We start from the raw sequence: 9,410 nt of genomic DNA, 5'->3' as shown, positions 1-9,410 counted from the left end.
GCCAGCGATCGCCCAGGCGATGGCTAAGAAGCTTAGCGCTACGACGGACGACCAGAAATACCGGTGACCGTCGAGACCGGCGACGGCGTTAAGGACCAGAATGTAGCCCAACATCATTAGGATGTTGATCGCCCCCATGCCGAGCGCGACCGGAAAGTGGCTGCGGTTCATTGCAAGTATGCAACCGAGAACGAACGCGAAGAGTGCCGCGGCCAGAACACCGAGCACGCGTGCGCGACTTGGATGAGCCTGCCTTTCCCAAAGGAGAAGCAACGCTGACACCAGTAGCGTTCCGACGGTTAAGTACCAAAGGGTTTGTAAATCGATCTGCATTGCTCTGCCTGCCTTACGTCAAAGCCTACAGCGTGGTCTTTATAAGATTCTTTACGCCGCCTCTCATATTGCCGATATGGTTGGCGTAGTGTTAAGCGTGCTGTTGAGAGCCGGCACTAAAGCTAGGGCTACGGCATGAGCTGCGAATATAGCGCGCCTGGGAGAGACTAATGTTTCCATGAGCCCAAAACGGGCGCCTTTTGATAGAACCAATAGGTTAAGCGTTGGTCTGAATATCAAACAGGTCAGAGGTTCTGAATCTCTTCAAGGCGAAGACGGCAAGGATTGGCCTGATGGGTGCGGACATGTTCCGTAACCATCTGTTTTCGGTTGAGCGATTCGATTTCAATCAGTTGAGATCGAAGTTTCAATCAGTCACGCTTTGACTTTCAATCCGTTAGTATCGTAATCGCAGATGGTTATCGAGAGGTGATGCTGTCGCGCTTGATCCGAGGCTGCTCGAGCCAGACACGCAAGCGGACATTGCGCAGGGCAATCAAAGGCGCTATATGTAGGCACGTTCCTACACGGGAGGCGCATATGGCCACTATCAGCTTGACTAGCCGCGAATTGAATCATGATGTTGGCAGAGCGAAAAAAGCTGCTGAAGCGGGGCCTGTCGTCATCACTGATCGAGGTAAACCTTCGCACGTGTTGATGACATATGGTGAGTTTGAGCGTCTCACAGGCAAGCGTCACAATCTTGTGGATGCGCTTTCAATGCCTGGATTGTCGGATATCGATTTTGATCCGTCTCGATCGGTCATAGCAACTCGAGAAGTTGATCTGTCTTGAGATATCTGCTCGATACGAACGTTGTCTCTGAGCTTCGCAAGGTTGGTGACGGTCGAGCTGATCTGAATGTGACGGCTTGGCTAAGCGGGCAGGATTCCCGTGATTTATACATTTCTGCTATAACGATTCTGGAGCTTGAGCGAGGGATACTCAGCATCCAACGGCGTGACGTTGAGCAGGGCGCTCGCTTACGAACCTGGATGGATAGCCGAGTTCGCCCGGAGTTTGCTCAGCGTATCATTGCTATCGATGAAGCAATCGCGACGCGGTGTGCCCACTTGCACATTCCGGATCGCCGAAATGAAGCTGATGCACTCATTGCGGCCACGGCAGCCGTGCACGGGCTGGTGGTCGTTACACGCAACATTAGAGACTTCGGGGGAACCGGCGTTATTCTCGTGGACCCGTGGCGCGCCTAAGGAAAAGCGCGCAGGGCAACTCAGTCGAGTTCGTTACAATACAGAGGTCGGCGGTTCAGCTCCTTCAAGAGCAGGGTTACATGACAGCGTGGGGGGGACCGAGTCCTTTCTAGATGGTCAGTTTTCAACGTTTTGAGCTGTCGACGTGCGACGACCGATGTACGTGGAGCAAAGTGACTGGCACTGTTGCTTGTAAATTCTAAACCGCAGTGATCAGTGCGTCGAGCTACAACTGTTAGGATTCATTTTGATTCCTGCTGGAATAAATCTTGCCAGGACTACGTATATTAAGACGTGGACCCTGCGAACCGACCGTTTGACGTAGTTGGACAGCTATCGAGCTTGAGACGATACGCCCGCTCGCTTGTACGAAACACCAGCGATGCTGACGACCTCGTACAGGACGCGCTTGTAAAAGCCTACGAGCGCCAACGCTCGCAACTGGCTCTTGTCGATCCTGCACAACACGCATATCGATCGCTACAGATCAGCCTCCGCTCGACAGCGTAGGGATGACATCGTTTCGGGAGACTCATCGCTCTCCTATCCAGCGCCCCAGGAGCAGAGCGCGTACCTTTCACAGGTCAAGAATATTCGAATGGATGTCCGACCCAGCCGCCTGGGCGGGCCTTGCCACCCTGATCGTCCTCGAAATCGTATTGGGGATCGACAACCTCGTCTTCATTGCCATCCTCGCAGACAAGCTACAGGAACATCAGCGCGAGAAAGCGCGTCTGATCGGTCTCGGGCTCGCATTTGGCATGCGGCTCATCCTGCTGGCCTCCATCGCCTGGATCGTCACGCTGACCTCGCCATTGTTTACTTTTCTAAGCGTCGTACTCTCAGGACGTGACCTCATTCTGATCTTCGGCGGTGTGTTCCTGCTGTTCAAGGGAACGATGGAACTGCACGAGCGTCTGGAAGGGCACACCGAGCGCACGGACGGTCCAGTCGAGCATGCCATCTTATGGCAGGTGCTCGTGCAGATCGTGGTTCTCGACGCGGTCTTCTCCCTCGACAGCAGTGATCACTGCCGTCGGCATGGTGCAGCATCTCTCGGTGATTATGATCGGCGTCATTGTCGCCATGGGTGTCATGATGGCAGCCTCCAAACCATTGATAGCATTCGTGTCGAAACATCCGACCGTTGTCATTCTATGCCTGGGCTTCCTGATCGGCTTCTCGCTGATCGTTGAAGGCCTTGGGTTCCATATTCCGAAGGGCTACCTCTACGCAGCCATCGGCTTTTCGGTCAAACGCGCATTGTGGTCTTGCTGCAAGTGTCACTTCAGAGCACGATCGACGGCAATCGAAATGACATCACGGTGGTTCGATTCCGCTTAAGAGCTTAGACAGTTTGTTGGTTTCCGTTTGCTCAGTAGAACATTCGTCGGAATGGGATAATCGCCGCTCCCATGGCGGCTGCGTCGGACGCGATCTCCGATATGACCAGTTCGGGCCCCCCTCTATGAACACCATAACGTGGCCGGTCGAAAATTTTTGTGCGTTCAATCAGCATCGATGCCAGCATGTGCGGGATCTGGCCGCCAAATACTATCGCTTGTGGATCAAGTGTGGATCGGATCGCGTTGACGAGGCGGTTATAAGCGGGCGTTACGGTCTCCACCCATTCCGATACGCCCGGCCACTCAGGATCGAAATGACGGCGCATGTAGTGTATTGAAGGCACATTCACGCCATCCCTGTTTATCTGATCGATTAGATATTGAAGTGCGGGACGCCGTTTCGTTTCAATTTCATCATAAAGACCGGAAAACTCGCCCGCGTTCCCTCTGCCACCCTGTAACAACTCGCCATCGATGATCACTCCGCCACCAAAACCGTAATTGAAACTGAGATACGCAAAATCGCTCGTAAAGCGGCCAATCCCGAACATTGATTCTGCGACGGCGCCCGATTTTCCGCCATTGATGACCCATACTGGCCGGCTAAAGAGGTCAGATACGATTGGCCCAAGTTCAATCATCGACCACTCACGGAGCGGCAGCGGTGCATTATGGCGTGTTCCCTCGACGTGATAGCCAGCAATCGCAAACCCTATTCCGAATAGATCGTCGTCCGCTAGGTTGTTTTGCTGCTGCAACTCGACCACCTGTTTTTTTACGGAGTGAAGCGCTTCTTGCATCGTCGTTTTAAGAAGCGGCACTTCGCGTTCGCCAACGATATTACCTGCCAGATCAATGATGCAGATTCCAATGATGTCGGTATTAACGGATATGCCACAGGCATAGGCGAACGAGCCGTTGAGGTGAAGCATTGGGCTTGGCTGTCCGCGGCCTAGACCTGCTTTGGCAGACCCCAAAACAATGATCTTTCGTTCGGCCAAGTGGTCGAGAATCCGGTGGACCGACTGCTGGGTAAGATCGGTATACTCGTTGATTTCAGAACGAGAAATCCCGGGTTGTCGCCAGATTAAACGTAGCAACCTGCGCTCATTAGCAGAAACAACTGTCATCTCATCTTGAACGCGAATAAATCGCCGAGCAATTAGAGCTTCCGGAAGATAACGACCCGCCAACAAACCACCCACTTTCCCACGCGCGACATAATATGGCTCCAAGCCGATCTACTGGCGAAGAGGCACGTAGACAAGTCCATTTTGCCGTCATCTGGTTGTTACACATAAAGCGTAACAATCTCCCTCGAGATCAATCATCTTTCAAAACACCCGCTGCGAGGGCGAAATGAACAAGTTTACACTGGCTGCTATGGTCGCAGCACTGACCAATACAGCCTCTGCTCAGGCTGCCACTATTGAGTTCTGGTACGGCAACACGGGCGCGGTTGAGACCGCGATAAAGGCTCAGTGCGACGCCTTCAACACCTCGCAAAGCGAGCACAAGGTCAACTGCATTGGTCAAGGCTCTTACGAAGTGTCGATGCAGAAGGCGATTGCCGCCTACCGCGCCAAGAACCACCCGGTTCTCATCCAGTTCTTCGACGCCGGCACGCTCGATCTGATGTTGTCGGACGCCGTCGAGCCGGTTCAGGACCTGATGCCGAACGTCAAAGGGGACCAGTATATTGCCGGTGCCCGCGCCTATTACGAAACCTCGAAGGGCAAGCTGTTCGCCCAGCCCTACAATTCCTCGACCCTGCTGTTCTACACGAACAAAACCGAGCTTGAGAAAGTCGGCATCACCGAGACGCCGACGACCTGGGAAGGCGTTATCGAGGCCGCCCGCAAGCTGAAAGCGGCCGGCCATGCCTGCCCGTTCGTGACTGATGGCGATACCTGGCGCGTGCTCGAGCAGTTCTCCGCCCGTCACGGTCTGCCGATCGCCACCAAGCACAACGGTTATGACGGCCTCGACGCCGAATATGTCATCAACACCACCTATGCCGCCAAGCATCTCGCCAACCTGGTCGAGTGGCGCAAGGAAGGTCTCGTTCGCCTCGCAGCAGATACCAAGGCAGGCAACTACACCGCCGCCTTCAATGCCGGCGAATGCGCAATGATGGAACAGTCTTCCGGTTCCTACGCTGCCGCTGCCAAGGCATTTGACGGCAAATACGAACTGACGGTCAGCATGGCGCCGATGTACAAGGGTTACAACCGTTACAACACCTTTGTCGGCGGGGCTTCCATCTACGTCATGAAGGGTCACGACAAGGCCGAGATCGAGGCTGCGAAAGCCTTCCTCGATTTCCTGCGCAAGCCGGAACAGCAGATGTTCTTCACTGCCGCAACGGGTTACGTACCCGTCACCACCGACGTTCTAGATACCATCGCCAAAAGCCCGGACGCCAATTCGCCGAAATACGCAACCGCCAAGGTCGGCGTCGAATCCATGAACCAGCCGGCCACGGCCGATACCCGCGGCATCCGTCTAGGCTTCTATGTGCAGTTCCGCGAAGTTTTCATGGAAGAAACCCAGAAGGCCTTTGCCGGTCAGCAGACCATGCAGGTGGCGCTCGACAATACCAAGAAGCGCGGCGACCAGCTGCTGCGCCGCTTCGAGCAGACCTACAAGGGTAAGACGCTTCCCTGATCTGGACTTTGTCTTCCAGCATGGGGCGGGTCGCCGCCCCATGTACTCTTTCGTGTCTGGAATTTTATCCCATGTCGTTGGAATCCTCCATGTTCGGCCATCGCTGGTTGCCGCTGCTTCTGGTAGCGCCGCTGATGTTGCTGATCCTGCTATTCTTTTACGTGCCGGTTTTTCAGGCCTTCTACTGGTCGTTTTTCCTGGAGCAGCCGTTTGGCGGCGACTCGGAATTTGTCGGTTTTCAGAATTTTGCGCGTGTTCTCTCCGATCCGGAATTCTGGGCAGCCGCCGGCCGCACCGTTATCTTCATGCTGACGGCATCGTCACTTGCGGTCGTCGTGCCGCTGATGCTGGCGATCGCCGCTGACCGCAAGCTCGGTCTCTCTTACGCGGCGCGCAACATCTTCGTCTGGCCCAAAGGCATCGCCGGCGCCTCGATCGGCGTCGTGTTCGCCTTCATCTTCAATCCGTTCGTCGGGCTGATGGCACCGCTTAATTCGCTGTTTCCCGGTCTGTGGAACCCTGGTATCGACGGTACGGACGCATTTGTGACGCTGGTGGCTGCACATGTCTGGAGCGGCATTCCTTTCAATTTCGTCATCCTGCTTGCCGGCCTACGCTCGATCCCGCCAACCATGTATCAGGCATCGGCCATGGACGGCGCCGGTCCCTGGCGGCGCATTTTCGATGTGCAGCTGCCGCTGATCCTGCCGCAACTGTTCCTGACCTTCGTTCTGGAATTCGCTGAAAGCATCACTTCGGTCTTCGCGCTGATCGATACTATCACCGGCGGTGGTCCGGGCGGCTCGACGACGCTGCTCGTATACAAAATCTATGTCGATGGTTTCCGCGGATTCGATCTTTCCGGCGCTTCCACCCAGACGGCCATCCTGATGGTTTTTGTCCTTCTTCTCGCAGCTTGCCAGTTCTTCTTTCTCGGCCGGCGCATCAATTACGAGCGCTGAGCCATGGTCGAAAACGCACGCTCCATCAACATTGTCGCCAGCATCCTGCTGGCCATCGGTATCCTCTACATCGTTGGGCCCTTGTACCTCACGCTGTCCACCGCCTCTCAATCCTATGAATATATGCTGCAGAACGGCCTTGCCTGGGTGCCGGGCACTGAGCTGTTCGCCAATATGAGCAAGGTCATATATGACACCCGCATTCCGGTGCAGATGCTCAACAGCCTGATCGTGGCGTTTTCCAACGCGCTTGGCACCTGCGTCCTGTCTTTCCTGTCGGCCTATGCGATCGTTTATTTCCGCATTCGCTGGGGGGGTGTGGTCTTCGCCCTGATTCTCGCCACCATCATTCTGCCACTAGATATCCGCGTCATCACCACATATCAGGTGGCATCCAACGTCTTTTCTCCACTCAATGCGGTGCTGGATTTCACCCGCCTAAACAGCCTGATCGAGATAATTTTCGGCGCGCCGATCCAGCTCGAACTGAGCGTGCTCGATACGCATTTCGGGTTGATCGCGCCGCTGGTGGCGCATGGCACCGGCACGTTTCTGTTCCGCCAGTTCTTCCTGACGCTGCCCAAGGACCTGTTCAAGGCGGCGCGTATGGATGGGGCAGGGCCGATCCGTTTTCTTATCGACATCCTTCTGCCGTTGGCCCGATCCAGCTTTGCCTCGCTGTTCGTGCTCACCTTTCTCAGCGGCTGGACGCAATATCTATGGCCGCTGGTCGGCGCCTCGACGCCCGATATGCAGACTGCCGTGGTCGGCCTTGCCCGCCTCGTGCCGGACGCCGACGGCCAGGTGCCCGATTTTCCGATGATCATGGCCGGCGCTGTGCTCGTCTCTCTCGTTCCGCTGACGATGATCGCGCTTCTGCAGCGGTTTCTCGTTCAGGGCCTCGTTCTCTCGGAGAAATGATCCCATGACCGACATTGACACAGCCATCCGCGCCGCCGCAGCCGAGATCGAGCTTATCGGAGTAACCAAGTCCTATGACTTCAAAAACACCATCATCCCGCCGATCGACGTCTCGCTGCGTCCGGGTGAATTTACTGTGGTTCTCGGCCCATCGGGTTGCGGCAAGTCCACGCTTTTGCAGATGATCGCCGGCCTTGAACGTGTATCCGGCGGCAAGATCATCATCGGCGGCCGCGAGGTGCAGGATCTGGAGCCAAAACATCGCGGCTGCGCCATGGTGTTCCAGAACTATGCGCTCTACCCACACATGACGGTCGCGGAAAACATGGCCTATAGCCTCAAGGTCGCCGGCGTCTCCAAGGCCGACCGTGCCGAGCGTGTCGGCACGGTCGCAAAAATGCTCGGCCTTGCCGATTTCCTGACCCGCAAGCCGAGCCAGCTTTCCGGCGGTCAGCGCCAACGTGTTGCCATCGGCCGCGCAATCATCCGTGAGCCCGGCGTACTGCTGTTCGATGAACCGTTGTCGAACCTCGATGCGCAGCTGCGCCACGACATGCGCGTCGAGCTTGCCGAACTGCATCGCCGCATCGGCGCCACCAGCGTGTTCGTCACCCACGACCAGGTTGAAGCGATGACGCTGGCAGACCGCATTCTCATTCTCAACAAGGGGCATATCGAGCAGTTCGATACGCCGAAGGCGATCTATCATCGTCCCGCTTCCGTCTTCGTCGCAAAATTCATCGGTTCGCCGCCGATGAACATTCTTCAGGTTGAAGGGGATGGTTCCGTGCTGCGGCTGGCTGACGGTCAGGTGGTCGCCAGCTATTCAGGTAAGAACAAATTCCAGCTCGGCATCCGCCCGGAAGATATCGCCGTCAACGCGGGCGGTTCGATCAAAACGGAAATCCGTTATCGAGAGGACCTCGGCTCGCACGAAGTTCTCGAAACGAAGATTGCCGACCAGAATCTCAGGATCGCCATGCCCTTCGGCGTCGAGATCGATACGACGCAGACTTTGTCGCTGTCCTTCCCGCAGGCGCGCCTGCATCTCTTTGACGGTGAAACCGGCCGCGCCATCGCCAACGCCTTCGGTGACGCGCAACCGGCCCCGGTGAAGGAATACCAGTGAATTACAGAGAATTTATCGCCGACAAGACCCGCGGTTGCGCCGTGGTTGCGCATCGCGGCATCTGGCGCAATGCGCCGGAAAACAGCCTGATCGCTATCCAGCGTGCCATTGATGCCGGTTGTGATGTAGTCGAAATCGATATTCGCCGCAGCGCAGATGGTGGTCTTTTTCTGCTACATGACGAGACGCTGGAGCGCATGACAGGTCTCGGTCAGCCGCCGGAAGCCTTGTCTTCGCAAGATCTCTCGGTCCTGCGCCTGCGCGACCGCGATGGCGGCGAGGGCAATGGTTCCACGCTGGAAAAGCTGCCGAGCCTTGTCGAGGTGTTCGACCTGACGCGGGGCCGCATCTTTGTACATCTAGACGTCAAGGAGCGCGAAGTCATTCCAGATGTGATTGCTCTCGCAAAGGACATGCGTGTCGCGCATCAGGTCGACGTCTGGGCCTCGCTGAAAACAGAAAAGGATCTTGGCTGGATCCGCGATACGATCATGCCGCATGAAATCCTGTTTTTGGCAAAGACCCGGCTCAACGTGCCTGGTGCAGCCACGCAACTCTCCTTGCTGGAAGACCTCTCCCCATCCGTCTGCGAAATCTATTTCGACAGGGTGGAAGAGCTGGCTGCCCTGAAGAACCTTACCCGTAACACCGGCATGGCGCTCTGGGTCAACACGCTCGACAGCGTCGCCTGCGCCGGCTTCACCGATGAGAGGGCCCTTGCTGATCCCGATGCCGTCTGGGGACGGCTGATCGATGCCGGCATTTCGGTCATCCAGAGCGATGAGGCTCCTGCTCTCAAATCCTATCTCGCAGCCCGCCGCACCTAATTAAAATCTCC

At 56.2% G+C, this 9,410-nt stretch carries 9 protein-coding genes and 2 pseudogenes; 9 read left to right on the top strand and 2 right to left on the bottom strand.

Annotation, left to right across the window (positions count from 1 at the left end):
* Positions 1 to 333, bottom strand: a pseudogene (locus tag QRN85_RS21805) (GGDEF domain-containing protein); the annotation flags it as partial.
* A gap of 540 nt (positions 334 to 873) precedes the next feature.
* Between QRN85_RS21805 and QRN85_RS21800 the strand changes: the two are divergent.
* The 4 genes and pseudogenes from QRN85_RS21800 to QRN85_RS21785 form a co-directional block, all read left to right on the top strand.
* Positions 874 to 1,128, top strand: a complete 255-nt coding sequence (locus QRN85_RS21800; RefSeq protein WP_113094176.1) for a type II toxin-antitoxin system Phd/YefM family antitoxin — start codon at positions 874 to 876, stop codon at positions 1,126 to 1,128.
* Positions 1,125 to 1,547: a type II toxin-antitoxin system VapC family toxin gene (locus QRN85_RS21795; RefSeq protein ID WP_062589097.1), complete on the top strand. Its 423-nt coding sequence runs from the start codon at positions 1,125 to 1,127 to the stop codon at positions 1,545 to 1,547. Before QRN85_RS21800 ends, QRN85_RS21795 begins: the two co-directional genes overlap by 4 nt.
* Positions 1,548 to 1,841: 294 nt before the next feature.
* Complete coding sequence (locus tag QRN85_RS21790; protein ID WP_244475497.1) at positions 1,842 to 2,057, top strand: sigma factor; 216 nt, start codon at positions 1,842 to 1,844, stop codon at positions 2,055 to 2,057.
* A 92-nt stretch (positions 2,058 to 2,149) separates the two neighbouring features.
* Positions 2,150 to 2,801: pseudogene (locus tag QRN85_RS21785) on the top strand (TerC family protein); the annotation flags it as partial.
* Between the two features lie 121 nt (positions 2,802 to 2,922).
* On the opposite strand, the gene QRN85_RS21780 reads toward QRN85_RS21785, so the two are convergent.
* On the bottom strand, positions 2,923 to 4,023 hold the full coding sequence (locus QRN85_RS21780) for an ROK family transcriptional regulator (RefSeq protein WP_284760084.1): 1,101 nt from the start codon (positions 4,021 to 4,023) through the stop codon (positions 2,923 to 2,925).
* Positions 4,024 to 4,252: 229 nt separating this feature from the next.
* Between QRN85_RS21780 and QRN85_RS21775 the strand changes: the two genes are divergently transcribed.
* From QRN85_RS21775 to QRN85_RS21755, 5 genes are all read left to right on the top strand, one after another.
* Positions 4,253 to 5,560, top strand: a complete 1,308-nt coding sequence (locus QRN85_RS21775; protein ID WP_284760058.1) for an extracellular solute-binding protein — start codon at positions 4,253 to 4,255, stop codon at positions 5,558 to 5,560.
* Between the two features lie 71 nt (positions 5,561 to 5,631).
* Positions 5,632 to 6,522, top strand: coding sequence for a carbohydrate ABC transporter permease (locus QRN85_RS21770; RefSeq protein ID WP_284760056.1), 891 nt, complete (start codon positions 5,632 to 5,634; stop codon positions 6,520 to 6,522).
* Positions 6,523 to 6,525: 3 nt separating this feature from the next.
* A complete protein-coding gene (locus tag QRN85_RS21765; RefSeq protein ID WP_113218784.1) occupies positions 6,526 to 7,443 on the top strand; it encodes an ABC transporter permease subunit in 918 nt (305 codons plus the stop codon).
* A gap of 4 nt (positions 7,444 to 7,447) precedes the next feature.
* The gene (locus tag QRN85_RS21760; protein WP_062589088.1) at positions 7,448 to 8,572 is read left to right on the top strand and encodes an ABC transporter ATP-binding protein; all 1,125 of its coding nucleotides are present in this window, start codon (positions 7,448 to 7,450) and stop codon (positions 8,570 to 8,572) included.
* Positions 8,569 to 9,399 (top strand): glycerophosphodiester phosphodiesterase family protein, encoded by an 831-nt coding sequence (locus tag QRN85_RS21755; RefSeq protein WP_113221611.1) that lies wholly within the window; start codon positions 8,569 to 8,571, stop codon positions 9,397 to 9,399. Before QRN85_RS21760 ends, QRN85_RS21755 begins: the two co-directional genes overlap by 4 nt.
* Positions 9,400 to 9,410: the final 11 nt, after the last annotated feature.

This window comes from Agrobacterium sp. fls2-241-TYG-188a, from assembly GCF_030209845.1.
This window is presented reverse-complemented; position numbering and strand designations above follow the sequence as displayed.

What these genes read in the sequence shown, in the direction of transcription:
- QRN85_RS21800 (WP_113094176.1), top strand. Translation starts at nt 874, where the DNA reads ATGGCCACTATCAGCTTGACTAGCCGCGAATTGAATCATGATGTTGGC.
- QRN85_RS21780 (WP_284760084.1), bottom strand. Translation starts at nt 4,023, where the DNA reads ATGACAGTTGTTTCTGCTAATGAGCGCAGGTTGCTACGTTTAATCTGG.
- QRN85_RS21775 (WP_284760058.1), top strand. Translation starts at nt 4,253, where the DNA reads ATGAACAAGTTTACACTGGCTGCTATGGTCGCAGCACTGACCAATACA.
- QRN85_RS21770 (WP_284760056.1), top strand. Translation starts at nt 5,632, where the DNA reads ATGTCGTTGGAATCCTCCATGTTCGGCCATCGCTGGTTGCCGCTGCTT.
- QRN85_RS21765 (WP_113218784.1), top strand. Translation starts at nt 6,526, where the DNA reads ATGGTCGAAAACGCACGCTCCATCAACATTGTCGCCAGCATCCTGCTG.
- QRN85_RS21760 (WP_062589088.1), top strand. Translation starts at nt 7,448, where the DNA reads ATGACCGACATTGACACAGCCATCCGCGCCGCCGCAGCCGAGATCGAG.